Below are 20,319 nucleotides of genomic sequence, written 5' to 3'. Positions count from 1 at the left end.
TGGCGGGCGAGGCAGGCGTGCCGTTCTACTCGATTTCTGGCTCTGACTTCGTTGAAATGTTCGTGGGTGTGGGCGCCTCCCGCGTGCGCGACCTGTTCAAGGAAGCGAAGAGCGACCCCGCCGCCATCGTCTTCGTCGACGAGATTGACGCTGTTGGCCGCCGCCGCGGCGTCGGCATGGGCGGCGGTAATGATGAGCGTGAGCAGACCCTGAACCAGTTGCTGGTTGAGATGGACGGCTTCGACGGCAACTCGAACGTCATCGTCATTGCGGCAACGAACCGACCCGACGTTCTGGACCCGGCACTGCTGCGTCCCGGCCGTTTTGACCGTCAGATTGGTGTGGACGCCCCCGACATGCAGGGCCGCGAACACATCCTGCGCGTGCACGCCGCAGGCAAGCCGATTGCTAACACCGTGGACCTGGCACAGGTGGCTAAGCGCACCCCCGGCTTCACCGGTGCTGACCTGGCGAACGTCATGAATGAGGCGGCTCTGCTGACCGCCCGCGATAACGGCAACGTGATTGACGACCGCGCTATCGACGAGGCGATTGACCGCGTCATGGCTGGTCCGCAGCGTTCCTCGCGCATCATGAACGAGCACGAGCGTAAGGTCACCGCATACCACGAGGGCGGTCACGCCCTGGTCGCGGCGGCACTGCGTAACTCCGCGCCGGTCACCAAGATTACGATTCTTCCGCGCGGCCGCGCCCTGGGTTACACCATGGTCATGCCGCAGGACGACAAGTACTCCACGACCCGCCACGAACTGCTCGACCAGATGGCGTACGCGATGGGTGGCCGTGCGGCTGAGGAAATCGTCTTCCACGATCCCTCGACCGGTGCCTCTAACGATATTCAGAAGGCAACCGACACCGCCCGCAAGATGGTTACCGACTACGGCATGAGCGCCGTGATTGGTTCCGTGAAGCTCGGCGGCGAAGACACCGAACCGTTCCTCGGTGGCGGCGGCGCTTCGGCACGCAACTACTCCGACGAGACCGCGGCAAAGGTCGACGCTGAGATTCGCGCCCTGCTGGAGCAGGCACACGATGAGGCGTTCCAGATTCTGCTGGAAAACCGCGATATTCTGGACCGCCTGGCGTTCGCCCTGCTTGAGAAGGAAACCCTGCTCGAGAACGAGATTGCCGAAATCTTCAAGGATGTTCGCAAGCGCCCCGAGCGTGAGCACTGGTACTCCAAGCCGACCCGCGAGCGTACCGACATCCCGCCGGTGAAGGCACCGAGCGAGCTGGCTCAGGAGGCACAGAAGGCTGAGGAAGCACCTGCCGAGGCGCCGACTGTTCCCGTAGCGCCGACCGCTCCTGTAGCACCGGCGGCACCCGCGCAGCAGGTTCCGGTAGCACCTACGCAGCCTCTACCGCCTCAGGCACCCCTCAGCGACCCGGACGCCGATCCGACCGTCGCAATGCCCACCCAGCAGTACCCGAACTACCCCGCCCCTCCGGCGCAGCGCCCGGAGAACGGCAACCCGAACCAGAATGGAGCAGAGAATGAGCGAGGCTAAGAACGCCGTCGACCAGCCGCGTATTGAGGCTGCCGTCCGTGAGATTCTGCTCGCGATTGGTGAGGACCCGGACCGTGACGGTCTGCAGCAGACCCCTGCACGTGTGGCGCGCGCCTACGCGGAGTTCTTCTCGGGCCTGCACCAGGACGCCGGCGAGATTCTGGGTACGACCTTCGACATCGCCCACTCTGAGATGGTGCTGGTGAAGGACATTCCGTTCTACTCGACCTGTGAGCACCACCTGGTGCCGTTCCACGGCGTGGCGCATGTGGGTTACATTCCGGGCCCGGACGGTAAGGTTACCGGCCTGAGCAAGCTCGCCCGCGTGGTGGATTTGTACGCTCGCCGCCCGCAGGTGCAGGAGCGTCTGACCACGCAGGTGGTGGAGGCTCTGGAGGAGCACCTGAACCCGCGCGGCGCGATTGTGGTGATTGAGGCTGAGCACATGTGCATGTCGATGCGCGGTGTGCGTAAGCCGGGCGCGAAGACCGTGACTAGCGCGGTGCGCGGTGCGCTGATGAACGGCGCAACCCGTGCGGAGGCGATGAGCCTGATCTTCTCACAGCGCTAAGCACTCGGGATGAGCATATAGCTATACGACAGGGGGGCAGGATTCTAAGAAATCCTGCCCCCTGCGCTATGCGGTCGCATTTGTTGGGCTGTATGACGAGAGCCCTTGCGTGAAGAGCATCATCAGCTGTAGAGTAGTACCACTAGTACCGGCACCACTCCTTCGGGAGTACAGGACCGGTCTTCTTTTTTAACAACGCTACGTATCGCGTTCTTTACGTACCGTTGTTAGTGCAAGCATGGCTGTTCCTCGTCTCATCTGAAACGAAAATAACCGCGACCGGTTCCTCCCCTCATGGGTCCAGAACCGGTCATCGTTTTTAAATGATTGCCTTAGCAAAGCAGATGGCTTACAGGGCATGTAGTTATACCCTTAATATCCTTATGTTGATATTATTAAAGAGTTACAATGATGAAACGATATCAAGCGATGGATAATACATGTTTTCAAGCGTAAAACCATTTAAATCATATGAACAGCAGGTTGGTATCTTGCAAGAGCGGGGGATGCTCGTAGGTTCGCAAGAACGTGCTGTTTATGTCCTCGAGCGTGTTAGTTACTACCGTCTGAGTGGTTACTATTATTCGTTTCGGCGGTCGTCGGGAAGCGGGCAGCGCTTGGATACTTTCGTGCCCGGAACGGTCTTTGAAGATATTGTGGCCCTGTATGAATATGACCGTAATCTTCGGTCTATTGCGTTTTCGTACTTCTCGCAGTTTGAGGTGTATTTGCGGTCCCGCCTAGGGAATTTACTGGGGGAAGTGGATCCACTCATATACGAGGATGAAACCCGGTGCGACCTTCAAGGCAGTAAAAGGCGCACTGCGTGGAGCAGATTTACGAGAAAAAGCGAACAGCTTATTCGTACTTCTGAAGAAGAATTCGTGAAGCATCACCGTGAACAATACGGCGGGAAGTTGCCCGTGTGGGTTGTGGTGGAAGTTCTAGATTTGGGGGCTCTACAGAATCTGTATTTGGTCTCTCCGCCAAATATTCGACGAGATATCGCGAAAGCCTTGGGGTGTACTGACCCTCAGTTGGAAACTTGGATTAATTCGCTGCGGGTAATGCGCAATATTTGTGCGCATCAAAGTAGGTTCTACAATAAGCTGCACCCAGAGCCTCGTTTGCCACGTGTGTTGAGAGGTGGAAGAGTTGAGAGTCCTGAAATCCGTGAGGTTGTTGACCTGTTTGGTGTGCCGCAGGCTGAAGAGAACCATAAGATGTGTAAGACCTTCGGCATGCTCACCCTCCTCAAATATCTGATGGACCAGGGCGGAATCGGGGATACGGAATCTCTAACCCGGATTCTGAAGGAACGTCCTGATATTTCCGTTCCTGGGGTTGATGTATCGCGGGCTATGGGTATACCGCAAGGGTGGGAAGAAACCCGTTTGTGGAGCTAAAATCTTCACAGCTTATAGACACGCTGAAAGGGGCGGAGGTGAAAACCTCCGCCCCTTTTCGCATCGCCAAAGTGCTCTGAGAATGTGTTCTGAGCCGGTACCTTCCGCGGGGCGTGGCAGCGCCGGTAGTGCCGCACCGCAGAAGCTAGCAGAGCCCCGCCGCTAACGCTGCAAGCTACCCTTCGACTCGCTCGGATTATCCCAACCCAGGGCAAGAGTCACGATCAAGCCCACGGCAATGAAACCGCAACCGGTTGCAGTACCGAAAGCAATCCAGCGCACGGCGGGAACACCTTCAGCGAGCACAATAGTCACCAGCGCGGCAAGAGCCACCAGGGAGAGGATCCAAGCTCCGGTCTTCAAGTTCACAATGAGTCACTTCCTAGAGTATGTATGTGTGGGTGCGCACCACCGACCGGGGACGCGCCCGGCACGGTATGCGTGCCCTCCCAGCATACCCTTAAATAAGTATCTGTAATGCAAGTATTGAATGCCGTGTCACCAGAATCGCCCCCACAGCTGCACCAACCCCCGCCCCAAGTCACAGCGGCAAACATGGGAGCACCACAGATTCGGTACGATAAATTTATGACTGAATCCACACACACCACCCGTGTAGCCCTCCTGCCCTGCGACGCGCTCGCCGCCGAACGCACCCTCGTGATGGGCATCCTCAACGTCACCCCCGACTCCTTCAGCGATGGCGGGCAGCACTACGCCGCCACCGACGCTATCGCCCACGCCGCCCGCATGATTGCCGAGGGCGCCTCCATTATCGACATTGGCGGTGAGTCCACCCGCCCCGGTGCCGTGCGCATCAGCGTTGAGGAGGAGCAGCGCCGCATCCTGCCCGTCATCGAGGCGGTCGCGCAGCTGGGCACCACCATCAGCGTTGACACCATGAACCCGCAGACCGCCCGCGCCGCCATTGCCGCCGGTGCACACATCATCAACGATGTGTCCGGTCTGAACGTGAGCGACGAAATGATTGAAACCGCCGCCGAACTGCAGGTGCCGTACATCCTCATGCACGCGCGCGGCACCTCTCAGACCATGAACAGCCTGGCAGAGTACCCGCGCGGCGTCGTCACCGAGGTGGTGGAGGAGCTGACCGGCCTGCGTGAGCGTTTCCTCGCCGCCGGTGTGCTGCCGCAGAACCTGATTCTTGACCCGGGCCTGGGCTTCGCGAAGGGCGGTATGCAGGACTGGGAGCTGCTCGCCGCCCTTGATGAGCTGCAGGGTCTGGGGCATCGCCTGCTCATTGCCGGTTCCCGCAAGCGTTTTATCGCCAACGCCCTCACGGCAGCGGATATGGCGCTGGCTGAGCGCCTGAACGCGAGTGGTTTCACCGCAACCGCTGCGGGTGAGGCTGAACGCGAACTGTGGCAGCCGCTGTCGGAGCCGCGCCCGGCTCAGCACCGTGCGGCAGCCTCTGCGGCGGTGACCGCCCTGGTAGCGGCGCGCGGCGTGTGGGCGGTGCGCGTGCACGATGTGCCCGCCAGCGTGGATGCGGTGACGGTCGCCTCCGCGTTGCGCTCCGTAAGCTAAGGCTCTGCCAGCTAGAACCACTACCCGCGACCGCCGACTACCCGAATACCATCTAGGAGACCCCCCAATGACCCAGGCAGATTACGCCCGCCACGACCGCATCACCCTCACCGGTATTACCGCCAAGGGCTACCACGGCGTGCTCGACTTTGAGAAGCGCGACGGCCAGCCCTTCGTCGTGGACGCGACCCTGTACAGCGATTTTTCCGCCGCAGCCGCCACGGATGACCTGACGAAGACCACGAACTACGCGCTCGTGGTTGACCTGATTCACCGCCACGTGACGAACGGTTCTCTGGACCTGATTGAGACCCTCGCGGTGAACATTGCCGAGGGTATTCTCGCGATGTTTGAGTACGTTGAGGCGGTGGAGATTACCGTATCGAAGCCGCAGGCGCCGATTGAGCTACCGTTCGGTAACGTGGCGGTGAGTGCGTTCCGTGAGCGTGTTACTGAGCGTACCGCTGAGGACGGCCGCTAGTGGCGGGCACCCAGAAGCCTGATACACAGAAGCACAGCACGCAGAAGCCCAACACCCTGAAACACCGCGCGGTGTTGGCGTTGGGCTCGAACCTGGGCGAAAGCGAAGACACCCTGGAGCGTGCCGTCGCCGACCTGGTGGCGGGCGGCGTGCAGCTGGTGCGCGCCTCCGGGTTGTACCGTACCGCCCCGGTGGGTGGCCCGGCGGGTCAGCCGGATTTCGTGAACGCGGTCATTGAGGTGACCACTGACCTGGGCGCCTACGAGCTGCTGAGGCTGTGTAATGCGGTGGAGGCGGCGCATCACCGTGAGCGCCTGGTGCGTTGGGGCCCGCGCACCCTCGATATTGACGTGATTGACTATGACGGCGTGATCTCTGAGGATCCGGTGCTGACTTTGCCGCATCCGCGGGCGCAGGAGCGTGCTTTTGTGCTGGTGCCGTGGGCGCAGATGGACCCGCAGGCGCGCCTGACGGTGACGCATCGTGCGAAGCCTTCGGGGGAACGGCCGGATGAGGTCCCTGAGCCGCTGAGCCGCGAGGTCGTGAATGTTGCGGAGCTGTCCCGCACGCTGCTTGGTGCGGATGAAGACGCTATTAGCTATATGCGTGAGATGCAGGTACCTGATCAGCCTTAAATGTGGCACTCTGGAAGGTAGAGGAACCTACCGAAAGGAAACACCATGAAGCCCCTGAGTTATCGGGCGATTATTGTGGCGGCTGTGTGCGGTGCCGCTGCCGCTCTTATGGTGAATTCCGTGATGATTGGCGCCGGTTTTGGTGAGATGAATTTTTCGTGGATGCTCGGCGCGGTGTGCCTGCTGGTTGCGGCGGGTGCCGTGTGGCTGGGTGTGCAGGTGGCTCGTTATCGTCGTATTCAGACGCGTGAGAAGGTGCCGCATATGGGCCCGATTCTTGCGGCGCGTGCGGTGGCGTATGCGCAGGGTTCCATCATGACCGGTGCCCTCTTGACGGGCTGGTGCGCTGCGATTCTTGGTTACCATGTGGCGATGGTGTCTGTGCGCGGTTTTTCGGTGGTCTTTTGGGAGGTCCTTGTTAATTGTGTGGGCAGTGTTGCCCTGCTGATTGCTGGGCTATGGGCTCAGCATTGTTGTCGTATTCCGCCGGAGGATGATGAGGATGCGGCCTCCTCTTCTGGTGCTGTCAAGCCGCGAGAGGGAGGAACCTATGTCGGCTCCTAACCAGAATAGTTATTCGCCAAATGGTCGGTACGGGCAGGACGCTCAGAACGGCCAATACGGTCAGTATGGGCAGAGTCAGCCCGGTCAGCCCGGTCAGCAGGGTCAGTACGGGCAGAACCAGTATGGGCAGTACCAGCAGGCGGCTTACGGTCAGCCTGGTGCCCAGCATGGACAGCAAACCCAGCATGACCAGCAGGCGCAGTATGGACAGCAAGCACAGTACGGTCAGCAGGTTCCGCCGGCTGCCGCGTACCCGAACGCGCCTCAGCAGGTGCCTTCTCAGCAGGTGCCCGCTCAGCCCGCGCAGCCGGTAAGCTCCCAGCCGGTTCCTGCGCAATCTGTGCCGGAGCCGCAGTGGGTGCCCGCCGCCTCCCGCTACCTGACGGTTCGTTTTGTTCACACTCTTTCCGCCCTGGCGCTCCCGATTCTTGCGGGCGTTGCCTTGTATTGTGCGGGTGCGTTCTTCGGCGGTCCGGAGGCGCTACGCATCGTCGGCCTGGCTGTGATTGCGGTGTTTGGTCTGTGGGGTCTGTGGTGGATTCTGACCACTCCGCGCCGTACTCGCGCGCTTGGTTACGCCCTGGAGTCGAATCACCTGATGGCTCGCCGCGGTATCGTGTTCCGTTCGATGAGCTCTATGCCGTACGGTCGCATCCAGTATGTTGATGTGGATTCGGGCCCGCTGGAGCGCATGTGCGGTGTTGCCCGCCTGACGGTGCGCACCGCGGGTACGACCACCGGCACGATGGTGCTGTTCGGTATTCCGCTGAATGTGGCGGAGGAGTTGCGCGCGGATCTGGTGCGCCGCGCCGATGAGCAAATGGCGGCACTCTAATGAGTATCCCGGTTCCGGTTAACCCCGCGCCGCAGCCTCCTGCGTCTCAGGTGCCGCAGGAGCAGAAGTGGTGGCGTGCCGATATTCGCACGTTCATCATGAACCTCTGGTTCGTTATTCTGCTGGCGTTTGGCTTCTTCCAGAGCATCATCCTGAATATTCTGACCACCCCGCCGAACGAGTGGGGCGCGCGCCTGACGCAGGCATTCGACGAGAACAGCAGCTATTTCAGTGCGACGTACTCGCAGCTCATCGGCTTCGGTGTGCTCATGCTGATTCTGGTTGGCGGCTCGATTGATTGGTGGTTTACCCGCTACAGCCTGGACGATTTGGCGATTCACCGCCGTAGCGGTTTTCTGTTCAAGAAGAACCGCACGATTCGCCTGGAGAGCGTGCAGAGCGTGGACATTTCGCGTCCTCTGGTGGCGCGCCTGCTGGGTGTGTCGGAGCTTCGTTTTGAGGTGGCTGACGGCTCTTCGGAGGCGCTGCACATCAAGTACGTTTCCGCCCGCAAGGCGGAGGTTCTGCGCCGTACCGCGATGGCGAGCATCAACCTGTTGCGTTCGGAGGCGGCGGGCCGCCCGGTCGACGTGCTGCCCGAGAGCATGCAGATTTCGGCGGAGCGCATGCCGGATGCAGATCAGTTGCATCAGCCGTACGAGGCCTCCTATGGTGCGCCCTATGAGGCATCTTATGGTGCGCCCGCGCAGGACGGCGCCCAGCCCGCTCATCAGCAGGCGGCGCCTCAGCAGGGCGGCTACTCGCAGCCTGCACCCGAGCAGGGCATCCAGCAGCCCGGCGCATCCCGCCGCGGCGCTCGCATGCCGATGCCGGTCGCGGCTGACCCCTCGCAGCCGCCGATTTTCCGCATCTCGAATATGCGTCTGATTGCCTCCATCATGCTGGAGCATCTGGTGTGGCTGGTGCCCGCCGTGGCTCTCATGGTTGGTGCCGCGGTCATTGCCGCGATCCTGGACGGCGAGAGCCCGTTCCTGATTTTCATGGCGTTGCTACCCGGCACCTTTGTACCGCTGCTCGGTTACTTGGGTACGTTGTGGGCACGTTTTGATGGTGCCGCGAACTTCAAAATCACCCCGAGCGGTCAGGGCGGTGTGACCCTGCGGTACGGTTTCACCGGTACGCACACTCAGAACGTGATGGTTGAGCGTATTCAGGCGCTGGTGGTGGAGCAGTCTATTCTGTGGCGTGTGTTTGGCTGGTACCGCATCAAGATGACTATTGCCGGTATTGGTGTTGAGCAGAACGATAACCAGAAGCTGGTGACCCGCAATATTGCCCTGCCGGTTGGTAATAGGCAGGAGGCACTGATGGTGTTGCGTCTGCTTCTGCCCGCCCTGGATGAGGCGCAGGCGCAGGTGCTGCTGGATACCGCCGACGGTTCGCTGAAGCGTCAGCAGCCGCAGGTTCCGGCAATGATTGTGACCCCTTCGTCGGCGCGCTGGATGGATTTGCTCACCTGGAAGCGTAACGGCGTGACCACGGTCGGTTACACTGCCGGTTCGGTGCAGGCGACTACCCGCATTGATTCTGATGCGGCGCGTTCGAGTGTTGGTGAGCATACGCGGGGCGACCTGCTACTGATTCGTGGCGGCTACTTTATCCGCACGCTGTCGATTGTTCCGGTCAGCCGTGTGCTGAGCGTGAGCCGAGGTCAGGGCCCGCTGCAGCGTGTCTTCGGATGCGCGAGCGTGCATTTCGGTACGGTGCCCGGCCCGGTACGCACGCTCATGATGCACCTGCCGCCGCGCGTCTGCGAGGACCTGGTGTGGCTGATGACGGTTCGGCTGGAGGGTATTGAGCCCTACTACCGCGTACCGGTGATGAGTGGGCACCCCTAAGCCAGCCCGTCAGCTGAGCTTCCCCGCAGGGTTAGCGGGCAGCAAAACTACAGAACGGGCCCTGCCGTCGGTGTTCTTCGTGACACCGGCGGCAGGGCTGCCGTGAAAGGGAGAATATACTTAAAGCCGTGATACAGCATTCAAAACCTGCGCGTTTGGGCATTGGAATTATTTCCGCCGGGAGGGTCGGATCCGTCCTCGGTGCGGCTTTGCGCGCCTGCGAGCACACTATTGTGGGTGTTCACGCGGTATCTGAGGCTTCTCAGGAGCGCGCCGCGATGCTGCTTCCCGATGTGCCGCTGCTGCCGGTGGAGCAGATTGCTGAGCATAGCGAATTGCTGATTCTCGCGGTTCCCGATGATGAGCTGCCGGGCCTCATCACCTACCTGGCGTCCTCGGGAAGTATTACCGCCGGTCAGATTCTGGTGCACACCTCTGGCCGTCACGGCACCGAGGTTCTCGCACCGGCAACCGCGCTGGGTGCTATCGGTTTGGCGATTCACCCCGCCATGACGTTTACCGGCATGTCCGTGGACCTGCAGCGCCTGAACGGCACTTGCTTCGCCGTGACCGGACCCGCGCCGTTCATCCCGATTGCTCAGGCACTCGTGGTGGAGATGGGCGGCGAACCCGTGCACGTTGCCGAGGCCGACCGAGCGCTCTACCACGCAGCCCTAGCGCACGCCGCGAACCACCTCGTGACCATCCTGGGTCAGTCCCAGCAGATGCTCGCCTCCATCGGTATTGAGGACCCGGCACGCTACATGGGGCCGCTCGTTCGAGCCGCCGTGGATAATGCGCTCGCCAGCGGTGAGGGTGCTCTCACCGGGCCCGTGGCACGCGGAGACGCAGGCACCGTGAAGGCTCACCTTCAGGCTCTGAATGAGTACTCAGAGCATGAGAAAACAGGTGATATTACAGACTCTTATGCCGCTCTGGCACACGCAACCGCAAAAAGAGCGCATAATAGAGGTTTGTTAAACGATGAACAACTGGGACGAATTGAGAATCTGCTGGGTGAGTCTTCGGACCGCAACCACCCCGGCGATATTGATGATTCAGCCCCCGAAAACAAGGAGTTCTCGTCATGACTGAGACTTCGATGCCCCGAGTCGTGACCACCATTGCGGATTTCCGCACGGCAATCACCGAATCCCTTGCCGCAGCGCAGGAGGAACTGGACCGGGCAGCCCGCCAGGAGGCGGAGCAGAACGGCACCGCAGTTCAGTACACGAACGCATCCCTGGGCTACGTGCCCACCATGGGCGCCCTGCACGACGGCCACGCAACCCTGTTGCGTCGCGCCGCTGAACAGAATGATGTAGTGGTCGCCTCCATTTTTGTGAACCCGCTGCAGTTTGGCCCCGGCGAGGATTACGAAGCATATCCGCGCACCCTGGAGGCAGACGCTGCCCTGGCTGGTGCTGCCGGTGTTGACATTATTTTTGCCCCCGAGGTTGAAGAGATGTACCCCGACGGTGACCCGCTCATCCGCATTTCGAGCGGCGAGCTGGGCACCAAGTTTGAGGGTGCGACCCGTCCCGGCCACTTTGATGGCGTGCTGACCGTGGTCAATAAGTTCTTCAACATTATTCGCCCCGCAGCCGGTAACCACCCGGTGAACGCGTACTTCGGTCAGAAGGACGCTCAGCAGTACATCCTGATCCAGCGTATGGTTCACGACTTTAACCACGACGTGACCCTGCGCCCCGTGGCGATTGTTCGCGAAGATAACGGCCTGGCGCTGTCTTCGCGTAATAGCTACCTGTCGGATGAGGAGCGCGAGTCTGCCCTGGTGCTGTCCCGCACCCTGGCGATGCTGCGTGAGAATTCGCTGAACCGTGGCTTCCACGAGATTGATTTGGACGGTGCGCGTGAGCGTATCAACTCCACTCCGGGCGTGCGCCTTGACTACCTGGAACTGGTCGACCCGATGACTTTCGGTGAGCCGACTGAGGAGTCGGAGCGAGTGCTGGCACTGGTTGCCGCGTTCGTTGGCCCGACCCGCCTGATTGACAACATGGACCTGCGCTAAGCGTTCGTTCGTTTAGAAGAGTCCCCAACACACTACACAGATAGGTATCACTGTGAGCACTGAGCACACTGCCGCACCGGCGATTGCTGATATGTCCGAGCAGATGCAGATTCGCCTGGAGAAGCGTGCGAAGCTGATCGAGTCGGGTCGCGAGGCATACCCGGTGGGTCTACTGGATTCTGAGGGTAACCGCGTGGAGCCCAACCACATTGAGGATCTGCGCGCCGAGTACGATCCGAAGCTGGCTGCTGAGGAGCTGAAGGCTGGCGACGAGACTGACCGTGTGGTGCATGTTGGTGGCCGCGTGGTGTTCGTTCGTAACACCGGTAAGCTGTGCTTTGCGACCCTGCAGGGTGGTACCGAGGGTAAGCGCATCCAGGCGATGCTGTCGCTGGCTGAGGTTGGCGAGGAGTCCCTGGCTGAGTGGAAGTCCCTGGTTGACCTGGGTGACCACGTGTTCGTGACCGGCCGCGTGATTGTTTCTCGCCGCGGTGAGCTGTCCATTATGGTGACTGACTGGAAGATGGCGTCGAAGGCGCTGCGCCCCATGCCGGTTCTGCACAAGGACCTGAACGAGGAAACCCGCGTTCGCCAGCGTTACCTGGACCTGATGGTTCGCGATGAGGCTCGCGAGCTGGTGAAGAAGCGAGCCCTGATTACCCGCACCGTCCGCCGCGTGCTGGAAGATCACGGCTACATTGAGGTTGAGACCCCCGTTCTGCAGCTGGTGCACGGTGGCGCGACGGCTCGCCCGTTCCGTACTCACCTGAACGCTTTTGACCAGCCGATGACCATGCGTATTGCGACTGAGCTGCCGCTCAAGCGTGCAGTGGTCGGTGGTATTGACCGCGTGTACGAGATTGGCCGCGTGTTCCGTAACGAGGGTGTGGACTCGACCCACAGCCCCGAGTTCACCACCCTGGAGTGCTACGAGACCTATGCTGATCAGTTCGTGATGGCTGAGCGCATGAAGGAGATTATCCAGAGCTGCGCGAAGGCTGTCGGCACTGAGCGTATTGAGACTGAGAACGGCACCATTGACCTGTTTGGTGAGTGGAAGTGGGTTGGCGTGTACCCGGGCCTGTCCGAGGCTGTGGGCGTTGAGATCACCCCCGAGACTGACGCTTCCGTTCTGCGCGAAATTGCTGAGAAGCACGAGGTGGACATCGACCCGAAGTGGGACGCTGAGAAGCTGGTGACCGAGCTCTTCGGAGAGATCGTTGAGCCGACCCTGGTGAACCCGACCTTCGTGTACGATTACCCGCCGAGCGCTCAGCCGCTGGCTCGCCCGCACCGTTCCGGTGAGCCCCTGATTGAGGCGTGGGACCTGATTATTGGCGGTATGGAGCGCGGTACCGCGTTCTCCGAGCTGATTGACCCGGTCATTCAGCGTGAGCGCCTGACCGCTCAGTCGCTGCTGGCTGCTGCCGGTGACGATGAGGCGATGGAGCTGGATGAGGACTTCCTGCGCGCCCTGGAGCACGGTGCACCCCCGATGGGTGGCCTGGGTCTGGGCATTGACCGTCTGATTATGTTGCTGGCGGGCGATCAGGATCCGGAGCGTCCGGGTACTGTGGTGCGTCAGCCCGGTATTCGTGAGACTATTCTCTTCCCCCTGATGAAGCCGGAGGCCTAAGCTTCCCCCTTCACCTGTGAGGGTGTTAATGCGGCGGGTGCCGCGGATACGGTTGTATCTGCGGTACCCGCCGTTTTCTGTGTACTCTTTTGCACGGTGTATAGCTTCTGGGGTGGGGTTTCTGTTTATTTACACAGGTCAGGGGCGTTTTTACTCTATTCTGGTGCTGATTTATGCTGCTCTATTCACTCTGGCGGGGGTTTCTGCTCTTATGCATGAACGCGTTACATAGAAAATAATGAGGGGTTGAGAGGTGGCAGAATTTCGCTTTTGAATAGGGCTGAAATGTATGGTGTGAATGGTCTAATGTGCAGGCTCGTGCGGGCGCTATATTGCGCTCAGATTGTCGGGGACGCCGGGGCGCATTATTAGGTGTCTTTGTCTCTGGGGGCTGTGTCTGCTGTCTGGAAGAATCCAAAGTATTTGCACTCTAAACTTCACTTTAATGTTCTTGTAGCGAGTGCAGATTTAGCGGGGATGCACAGAAGCGATATATCGCTGCGGGTGATTGGTGCATTGTTTCAATGCTCAGAATATTTTCGGAATTTTTAATACAGTTCTGTTACTATATGAAAGAAAATTAGTACATAAATATATCCGGCACATTATTTTCTCAATCCCGATAGAGGCTTTTGAGTTTACTCCACAGGATATATGCAACAGATGAGGAGGTGCCTCAATGGCACAGAAGGTTCGCATCATCCTTGAAGACGATCTCGACGGCGGCCCCGCAGACGAAACTATCCGTTTTGGCCTGGACGGCGCTCACTACGAAATCGATCTGTCCTCCGCAAACGCAGCTCGCCTGCGTGACGCTATCCGCCCCTTCGTAGCGAAGTCCCGCCGCGTGCAGGGCACCGCTACCCAGCGCACCCGTGCTCCCCGTGGCACCGCTGCTCCGGTTAAGCGCAACCCCGAGACCGCAGCAATCCGCGAATGGGCTAAGGCTAACGGTCACAAGGTTTCTGACCGTGGCCGCATCCACCAGGATGTTCAGGACGCATACTACGAAGCAATGAAGGCTCAGGGTTAAAGGCTCTTAGTATTCATGCTGTCGGAGGGTTTGGTGCTTTAGGGCTCTAATTCTTCGGACGCTAAAGGCGGATGGTGTTCTCACCATCCGCCTTTAGTTGTGCTCCGGTATTTCTTGATATGCGCTGCATATCTGCGGAGGGTGGAGTGTTTTTATATCACCTACCCCAATTAACTATTTACATGTAAAACATATTGATCCTTTGCCAATGCCCGCTTCTGAATTATTAGGAGGAAGATCCGAGAATCGGATGCGCAATATGGTGTCGAGTTCAGGCTCCCCATTTAGATTTCATGCATCGGCAGGAACACTAAAGGTAATGGTGCATTAATCTCTTCAAAGCGGGGGATATGCGCTGTGATATTCACGCGGTCGTTGAGTCGAGTATTCCATTGAAGAGGTTGGAATGTACTGACTGAAATTTTCGAATAATTAGGGACCCTGCATCTTCGGTGGCGCTATCGGAACTTACGATTATCTCTTGATGGGGCACCGAAATGAGGCGGGAATTATCCGGGAAATAAGTACCGTGTTGTCCGGCAAATATTTTTTGCGAATTATTGAAATTTCTCACTTAAACATATAAATTTTTAAAAATTTCTGCAATATATTCATGCACGTGCAGGAAACAAGGGGTTTAGGTGTTGGTCTGTGTGGGTTCTTGTGCGTTCACCTCTTTCGCAAACCCTCGTATTGGCACTGCAGTCCCTCAGAACCCACCTGTAGCACCTTCCCGCGGTACATCCGACGGTAATATGCGCACACTCTGCACAGACTGCCTCCGTAAAAACAGCCAGCCCCGGCAAAAACAGGTAGCACCGACCGGGCGGCACCCGTCCATCTTCAGGGTAGGCTCACCTGCGTGAGCTAGACCCCTCAAAACCGCCCCCGAACCCCGCCAGAAGCCCCGAAACCGCGCCTAAAACGCCCCGAACAGCTCATCTGTTCTCTTGATGGCGAACAGACGCCCATCAGCCCGCCCTTTCAGCCGCTCTCAACGTACTCTTGTATCAATAGGAAAATGCAAGGAGTGCGTAAATGTTTGAACGCTTTACCGATCGAGCTCGGCGCGTTGTGGTGCTTGCCCAGGAAGAGGCACGCATGCTCAACCACAACTACATCGGTACCGAACACCTTCTGCTCGGTCTGATTCACGAGGGCGAAGGCATCGGTGCCCGTGCCCTGGAATCATTGGGCGTTACCCTGAACGCAGTACGTGAGCAGGTTCAGGACATCGTCGGCCCCGGCCCCCAGGCGCCTAACGGCCATATCCCCTTCACCCCGCGTGCGAAGAAGGTTCTCGAACTGTCCATGCGCGAGGCTATTCAGCTGAACCACGGCTACATCGGCACCGAACACATCCTGCTGGGCATGGTTCGTGCAAACGAGGGCGTGGCAAACCAGGTGCTGGTCAAGCTGGGCGCTGAGCCCGCTGCCGTGCGCCAGGCTGTTATGGACCTGATTTCCGGCTACCCCGGTAACAACTCTGGCGATAAGGAAACCGCCGGCGTGGGTGCAGGTAACTCTCGCGAAGGCACTCCCGCGGGTTCGACCATCCTGGATCAGTTCGGCCGCAACCTCACCGCAGCAGCGCGTGAGGGCGAGCTGGACCCGGTCATCGGCCGCCACAAGGAGATGGAACGCGTCATGCAGGTCCTCTCCCGCCGTACTAAGAACAACCCCGTGCTGATTGGTGAGCCCGGCGTCGGTAAGACCGCCGTCGTGGAGGGCCTGGCACAGGCTATCGTGCACGGTGACGTTCCCGAAACCCTCAAGGACAAGCACCTGTACACCCTGGACCTCGGCTCCCTGGTCGCAGGTTCGCGCTACCGCGGTGACTTCGAAGAGCGCCTGAAGAAGGTCCTGAAGGAAATCCGCTCCCGCGGCGACATCATCCTGTTCATTGACGAGATTCACACCCTCGTTGGTGCAGGTGCCGCAGAGGGCGCGATTGACGCTGCCTCCATCCTCAAGCCCATGCTGGCTCGAGGCGAACTGCAGACCATCGGTGCAACCACCCTGGACGAGTACCGCAAGCACATTGAGAAGGACGCCGCTCTGGAGCGCCGCTTCCAGCCGATTCAGGTTGATGAGCCCTCTCAGGAGCTCGCCGTGCAGATCCTCAAGGGCGTGCGCGATAAGTACGAGGCACACCACCGCGTCACCATTACCGACGAGGCTATCGAGACTGCCGTGAACCTCGCGGCACGCTACATCTCTGACCGCTTCCTGCCGGATAAGGCTGTCGACCTGATTGACGAGGCGGGCGCACGCCTGCGCATCAAGCGTATGACCGCACCCCCGGAAATCAAGCTGCTCGACGAGAAGGCCGCCAAGCTGCGCCAGCAGAAGGAAGACGCCATCAACTCCCAGGATTACGAGAAGGCCGCAGGCCTGCGTGATCAGGAGCAGAAGGTCCTGGCTGAGAAGGAAGAAGCCGAGAAGGCATGGCGCGAAGGCGGCGACGCATTCGGCACCGTGACCCCCGAGGTTATTTCTGAGGTTCTGGCCGCTTCCACCGGTGTTCCCGTCTACAAGATCACCGAGGAAGAGTCCAGCCGCCTGCTGACCATGGAGCAGGAGCTCCACAAGCGCGTCATCGGTCAGGATCACGCTATTGCGGCGCTGTCCCGCGCTATTCGCCGTACCCGCGCAGGTCTGAAGGACCCGCGCCGCCCCGGTGGTTCGTTCATCTTCGCCGGCCCGACCGGTGTGGGTAAGACCGAGCTTGCCAAGGCACTTGCCGAGTTCCTGTTCGGCGATGAGGATTCGCTCATCACCCTGGATATGTCCGAGTACCAGGAGAAGCACACCGTCTCCCGTCTGTTCGGTGCGCCTCCCGGCTACGTTGGCTACGATGAGGGCGGCCAGCTGACCGAGAAGGTCCGCCGCAAGCCCTTCTCCGTGGTCCTGTTCGACGAGGTGGAGAAGGCTCACGCCGACCTGTTCAACTCGCTGCTGCAGATCCTGGAAGACGGTCGCCTGACCGACTCGCAGGGTCGCGTGGTGGACTTCAAGAACACCGTCATCATCATGACCACCAACCTGGGTTCGCGTGACGTGAACCGCCGCATCCCGGTTGGTTTCCAGGCGATGGACGACGCAACCGCCGATTACGAGCGTATGCAGTCGCGTGTGATGGAGAACCTCAAGGAGCACTTCCGCCCCGAGTTCCTCAACCGTGTGGACGACATTATCGTCTTCCCGCAGCTCTCCGAGTCTGAGATTCTGCAGATTGTGGACCTGTTCGTGGGCCGCCTGGCTAAGCGCCTGGCGGAGCAGGATATGTCCATTGAGCTGACCAACGCTGCGAAGGTTCTCATGGCGGCTAAGGGTTACGACCCGTCCATGGGTGCTCGTCCTCTGCGCCGCGAGATGCAGCGCAACATTGAGGACGCCCTGTCTGAGAAGATCCTCTTCGGCGACATCAAGCCCGGCGAGAAGATCACCGTGGACGTTGAGGGTGAGGGCGACTCCGCGAAGTTCGTCTTCTCTTCTCAGCCGATGAAGGAGCTGGCTCTGGATTCGGTGCAGGAGCTGAACGAGGGCGAGTCTTCCGAGGCTCCCGCTGAGACTCCCGCAGCTGAGGCACCTGCCGCTGAGGGTCAGGGCAACGACTAGGCTCTGGAATAAGCTCTAGGTAGCTAGGCTTTAGCGCACTAAACGCCTGTGGGGCGGTACCGGAATCATCCGGTGCCGCCCCACAGGCGTTTCTATGCTTTTGGGAGGCTCCAGGAGCTCCTCTGCGGCGGGTACTAGAGCGAGACGAGCACACTATCGCCCTGCGTGACTTCGCGGGCGAGAGAGTCCGCCAGCAGCCCCGCGTAGCAGCGCTGCAGCTGCTCGGTGGCGGGGGAGAGGGCGTACAGCGCCTTCAGCGGACGATGCACCGCGGCGGGTGCATCAGCCGGGAACGTAAAGTCTGGCGAAGAGGCTGCAACGGGTGAAGAGGTCGTATCGCCAGCCGAGGCTACACCCGCACCTACTCCCGCACCCAGGATGAGCTCGCGATTCACCGGCTCATGTGCCGCACGCAGCACCGCCATGACCGCACCGCGCACCTGGCGGTCCGTGCCGTGCCAACTCTGGCCCTTGGGGGTGTAGTCCGCCTCCGGCTTGCCCGCCGCAACCCAGGCGCACAGATCCTCCACCGGGCACAGTTCGCAGGTCGGGGACTTTGCCGTGCAGACCAGCGCACCGAGCTCCATGGTCGCCGCATTCCACAGGCAGGAGGTGGGGGTATCGGCGGGCATGAGCGCCTCCGCCAGGCGAGTCTCAGCCGCCGTCAACGAACGCGAGGGTAGCGCCTTACCGGATACCGCACGGGCGTGCACGCGGCGGATATTCGTATCAATGACCGTGGCGCGCAGACCGAACGCGAACACGCTAATCGCCGCCGCCGTGTAAGAACCCACGCCCGGCAGAGCCAGCAGCTCCTCGTAGTCGGCGGGAACCTTACCGCCGTGCTGCTCCACAATCGCCACAGCGGCACCGTGCAGACGCTGCGCGCGGCGCGGGTAACCCAGGCGGCCCCAGGCGCGCACCGCCTCCGAGGCGGGCTCGGCGGCAAGGTCGGCGGGGGTGGGCCAGCGGCGCATCCACTCCTCCCACACGGGTAGAACGCGTTTGACGGGGGTCTGCTGCAGCATAAACTCGCTGACCATCACGCCCCAGGGGGTGCACTCGTCACGACGCCACGGCAAATCGCGTGCCTGGTCGAGGAACCACCCGTTGATTCGGCGGTGGAGCGCCTCGGTATTCGTGCCTTCGGGCAGGGCCGGTTCGGGGCGTGTGCGTGCGGTGCGGTTGGGCTCTGAGGTCATCCGAAAAGCCTACGCCACAGGGCATATATTCCCAAAACTGCATGAACAGAGTTCACTGTGAATCTCAGGGTTAAACCCGGTATCCTTAAGGGTATGTCTGAAAATGGTCCCGTTCTGCCTCCCGAAGTCTACCGCCGCCGTCGTATCGTGGCGGTTATTGCTCTGCTCGCTGTCATTCTGCTGTTGGTCGCTGGCGTGACCTCCATGGTCGGCATGATTAACGGCAAGAAGGACGCCACTGTAGCCTCCACCGCGACGGCTTCCGGCGCGCCCTTCCAGAGCTTCAGTGCTCGCCCCTCCGAAACTGCTTCGGCTACCCCGTCCGCTAGCGCGACTGCCTCTGCAACCGCGTCGGCTACTGCTTCGGCAAACCCCTCGGTGACCGCTTCTGCGGCACCCACTGCAAGCGTGACCACCGCCGTGGTAACCCCTGCGGCAACCACCCCTGCGGCGACCCCGACTACCCCCGCACCGGCACCCTCGGTGACCACTGCGGTTGCTGTTGCGGCGTGCACCGCGAACGACCTGAAGGTGACCGTCACCCCCGCGAAGCGTACCTTCGCAGCCGGTGAGCAGGTGTCCTTCCACGTGACCTACACGAACTCTTCGAAGACCCCCTGCGCTGTGGGTGGCGAGGGTGCGAACACCGGCGTGGACCTGAACATCACCTCCGGTGCGGCTCAGGTGTACACCCGCAGCCTGTGCGCGGCGACCGCCGTTCAGAAGTCTGAGGTGGCCGCAGGTGCCGAGGGCGCAACCGACCTGGCGTGGGACCGTAAGATCAATGTCCTGGGTTGCTCCTCCGCTTCGACCGCTCAGAAGGGTTCCTACTGGGCTGCGGTCACCGTCAATGGTGTGAGCTCGGCTCCGGTGAACTTCGTGATTCAGTAGTTCACTTCTATAGTTTTCGCCCCGTGTGGGTGTGAGAAGCCCCCGTGCTGGATGTTCTTCCGGCACGGGGGCTTTTTAGCTTTTGTCTGGCTATTACTTGGAGGCGCGAGGCTTGGCGAAGCGGCGCTCGCCCAGGTACCCGAGCAGGCTACCGAAAGCGGTCCACTGCAGTGCCGCCAACAGCAGGGTGGACAGGTCGGTCACCTCAAAAGAATTGGGGATGACCTTGAACCACAGCAGCGGCAGGTAAATTAGGAACAGAATGGGGGACGCCCACACGAAGAACGGGACGGGGCGCTTAGCCGACGGATACTTGGTTTGCGGGTACGACATTGTGACCTCCAGGGGGTGTCAAGGTGTGAAGGGTAACCTCCACTGTCACTACATCATAATGCAAAAGGTTCTCGCGAGGTCAGGAAAAAGCCCCCGTGCTGGATATTCTCTGAACTGCGCCCCGAAACTTGGACGCTATA

The 20,319-nt window shown here is 60.3% G+C and carries 18 protein-coding genes; 15 read left to right on the top strand and 3 right to left on the bottom strand.

Annotated features, from left to right (window positions below; all coding sequences use genetic code 11):
• The 3 genes from ftsH to HMPREF2710_RS04520 all read left to right on the top strand — a co-directional run.
• Window positions 1–1,529: ATP-dependent zinc metalloprotease FtsH (gene ftsH, locus HMPREF2710_RS04530; RefSeq protein ID WP_070599755.1), on the top strand; the 1,529-nt coding region annotated here is incomplete at its 5' end.
• Complete coding sequence (gene folE / locus HMPREF2710_RS04525; RefSeq protein WP_005507626.1) at window positions 1,516–2,100, top strand: GTP cyclohydrolase I FolE; 585 nt, start codon at window positions 1,516–1,518, stop codon at window positions 2,098–2,100. The genes ftsH and folE, both read left to right, overlap by 14 nt.
• 440 nt (window positions 2,101–2,540) lie before the next feature.
• A complete protein-coding gene (locus tag HMPREF2710_RS04520; protein ID WP_049359990.1) occupies window positions 2,541–3,506 on the top strand; it encodes an Abi family protein in 966 nt (321 codons plus the stop codon).
• 162 nt (window positions 3,507–3,668) lie between these two features.
• On the opposite strand, the gene HMPREF2710_RS04515 is transcribed toward HMPREF2710_RS04520, so the two are convergent.
• Window positions 3,669–3,875, bottom strand: coding sequence for a hypothetical protein (locus HMPREF2710_RS04515; RefSeq protein ID WP_012902767.1), 207 nt, complete (start codon window positions 3,873–3,875; stop codon window positions 3,669–3,671).
• Window positions 3,876–4,094: 219 nt separating this feature from the next.
• Between HMPREF2710_RS04515 and folP the strand changes: the two genes are divergently transcribed.
• The 11 genes from folP (at window position 4,095) to HMPREF2710_RS04460 (ending at window position 17,753) form a co-directional block, all read left to right on the top strand.
• A complete protein-coding gene (folP, locus tag HMPREF2710_RS04510; protein ID WP_070599754.1) occupies window positions 4,095–5,054 on the top strand; it encodes a dihydropteroate synthase in 960 nt (319 codons plus the stop codon).
• A gap of 67 nt (window positions 5,055–5,121) precedes the next feature.
• Entirely contained in the window at window positions 5,122–5,535 is a 414-nt protein-coding gene (gene folB / locus HMPREF2710_RS04505; protein WP_070599752.1) for a dihydroneopterin aldolase, read from the top strand.
• The gene (gene folK / locus HMPREF2710_RS04500) at window positions 5,535–6,170 is read left to right on the top strand and encodes a 2-amino-4-hydroxy-6-hydroxymethyldihydropteridine diphosphokinase (RefSeq protein ID WP_070599749.1); all 636 of its coding nucleotides are present in this window, start codon (window positions 5,535–5,537) and stop codon (window positions 6,168–6,170) included. Before folB ends, folK begins: the two co-directional genes overlap by 1 nt.
• 45 nt (window positions 6,171–6,215) lie before the next feature.
• A complete protein-coding gene (locus HMPREF2710_RS04495) occupies window positions 6,216–6,734 on the top strand; it encodes a DUF3180 domain-containing protein (RefSeq protein WP_012902773.1) in 519 nt (172 codons plus the stop codon).
• Complete coding sequence (locus tag HMPREF2710_RS04490; protein ID WP_070599747.1) at window positions 6,721–7,569, top strand: PH domain-containing protein; 849 nt, start codon at window positions 6,721–6,723, stop codon at window positions 7,567–7,569. Before HMPREF2710_RS04495 ends, HMPREF2710_RS04490 begins: the two co-directional genes overlap by 14 nt.
• Complete coding sequence (locus tag HMPREF2710_RS04485; protein WP_070599744.1) at window positions 7,569–9,428, top strand: PH domain-containing protein; 1,860 nt, start codon at window positions 7,569–7,571, stop codon at window positions 9,426–9,428. The genes HMPREF2710_RS04490 and HMPREF2710_RS04485 overlap by 1 nt, the downstream gene beginning before the upstream one ends.
• A gap of 128 nt (window positions 9,429–9,556) precedes the next feature.
• Complete coding sequence (locus HMPREF2710_RS04480) at window positions 9,557–10,519, top strand: Rossmann-like and DUF2520 domain-containing protein (RefSeq protein ID WP_070599742.1); 963 nt, start codon at window positions 9,557–9,559, stop codon at window positions 10,517–10,519.
• A complete protein-coding gene (gene panC / locus HMPREF2710_RS04475) occupies window positions 10,516–11,463 on the top strand; it encodes a pantoate--beta-alanine ligase (protein ID WP_070599740.1) in 948 nt (315 codons plus the stop codon). The genes HMPREF2710_RS04480 and panC overlap by 4 nt, the downstream gene beginning before the upstream one ends.
• A gap of 52 nt (window positions 11,464–11,515) precedes the next feature.
• Window positions 11,516–13,099 (top strand): lysine--tRNA ligase, encoded by a 1,584-nt coding sequence (lysS, locus tag HMPREF2710_RS04470; protein ID WP_012902779.1) that lies wholly within the window; start codon window positions 11,516–11,518, stop codon window positions 13,097–13,099.
• Between the two features lie 679 nt (window positions 13,100–13,778).
• Window positions 13,779–14,132 carry a histone-like nucleoid-structuring protein Lsr2 gene (locus HMPREF2710_RS04465; protein WP_012902780.1) on the top strand — a complete coding sequence of 118 codons (354 nt, stop codon included), beginning with the start codon at window positions 13,779–13,781 and terminating at the stop codon, window positions 14,130–14,132.
• Window positions 14,133–15,170: 1,038 nt separating this feature from the next.
• A complete protein-coding gene (locus HMPREF2710_RS04460) occupies window positions 15,171–17,753 on the top strand; it encodes an ATP-dependent Clp protease ATP-binding subunit (protein WP_070599738.1) in 2,583 nt (860 codons plus the stop codon).
• Window positions 17,754–17,887: 134 nt separating this feature from the next.
• Here the strand turns inward: HMPREF2710_RS04460 and HMPREF2710_RS04455 are convergent, their stop codons facing one another.
• Window positions 17,888–18,955: an HhH-GPD family protein gene (locus HMPREF2710_RS04455; RefSeq protein WP_065423848.1), complete on the bottom strand. Its 1,068-nt coding sequence runs from the start codon at window positions 18,953–18,955 to the stop codon at window positions 17,888–17,890.
• 93 nt (window positions 18,956–19,048) lie between these two features.
• Between HMPREF2710_RS04455 and HMPREF2710_RS04450 the strand changes: the two genes are divergently transcribed.
• Window positions 19,049–19,846, top strand: coding sequence for a hypothetical protein (locus HMPREF2710_RS04450; RefSeq protein WP_070599736.1), 798 nt, complete (start codon window positions 19,049–19,051; stop codon window positions 19,844–19,846).
• Window positions 19,847–19,939: 93 nt separating this feature from the next.
• On the opposite strand, the gene HMPREF2710_RS04445 is transcribed toward HMPREF2710_RS04450, so the two are convergent.
• Window positions 19,940–20,179, bottom strand: coding sequence for a hypothetical protein (locus tag HMPREF2710_RS04445; protein ID WP_012902784.1), 240 nt, complete (start codon window positions 20,177–20,179; stop codon window positions 19,940–19,942).
• Between the last annotated feature and the right edge of the window lie 140 nt (window positions 20,180–20,319).

The sequence above is a fragment of the Rothia sp. HMSC069D01 genome (genome assembly GCF_001810135.1).
In the GTDB taxonomy this organism is placed as follows: Bacteria; Actinomycetota; Actinomycetes; order Actinomycetales; family Micrococcaceae; genus Rothia.
The sequence above is the reverse complement of the archived record's forward strand: the minus strand, read 5'-3'. Positions and strand labels throughout refer to the sequence as shown.

What these genes read in the sequence shown, in the direction of transcription:
- HMPREF2710_RS04520 (WP_049359990.1), top strand. Translation starts at nt 2,541, where the DNA reads ATGTTTTCAAGCGTAAAACCATTTAAATCATATGAACAGCAGGTTGGT.
- HMPREF2710_RS04460 (WP_070599738.1), top strand. Translation starts at nt 15,171, where the DNA reads ATGTTTGAACGCTTTACCGATCGAGCTCGGCGCGTTGTGGTGCTTGCC.
- panC (WP_070599740.1), top strand. Translation starts at nt 10,516, where the DNA reads ATGACTGAGACTTCGATGCCCCGAGTCGTGACCACCATTGCGGATTTC.
- folE (WP_005507626.1), top strand. Translation starts at nt 1,516, where the DNA reads ATGAGCGAGGCTAAGAACGCCGTCGACCAGCCGCGTATTGAGGCTGCC.
- HMPREF2710_RS04450 (WP_070599736.1), top strand. Translation starts at nt 19,049, where the DNA reads ATGTCTGAAAATGGTCCCGTTCTGCCTCCCGAAGTCTACCGCCGCCGT.
- HMPREF2710_RS04455 (WP_065423848.1), bottom strand. Translation starts at nt 18,955, where the DNA reads ATGACCTCAGAGCCCAACCGCACCGCACGCACACGCCCCGAACCGGCC.
- HMPREF2710_RS04465 (WP_012902780.1), top strand. Translation starts at nt 13,779, where the DNA reads ATGGCACAGAAGGTTCGCATCATCCTTGAAGACGATCTCGACGGCGGC.
- HMPREF2710_RS04485 (WP_070599744.1), top strand. Translation starts at nt 7,569, where the DNA reads ATGAGTATCCCGGTTCCGGTTAACCCCGCGCCGCAGCCTCCTGCGTCT.
- folP (WP_070599754.1), top strand. Translation starts at nt 4,095, where the DNA reads ATGACTGAATCCACACACACCACCCGTGTAGCCCTCCTGCCCTGCGAC.
- folB (WP_070599752.1), top strand. Translation starts at nt 5,122, where the DNA reads ATGACCCAGGCAGATTACGCCCGCCACGACCGCATCACCCTCACCGGT.
- HMPREF2710_RS04490 (WP_070599747.1), top strand. Translation starts at nt 6,721, where the DNA reads ATGTCGGCTCCTAACCAGAATAGTTATTCGCCAAATGGTCGGTACGGG.
- HMPREF2710_RS04445 (WP_012902784.1), bottom strand. Translation starts at nt 20,179, where the DNA reads ATGTCGTACCCGCAAACCAAGTATCCGTCGGCTAAGCGCCCCGTCCCG.
- HMPREF2710_RS04495 (WP_012902773.1), top strand. Translation starts at nt 6,216, where the DNA reads ATGAAGCCCCTGAGTTATCGGGCGATTATTGTGGCGGCTGTGTGCGGT.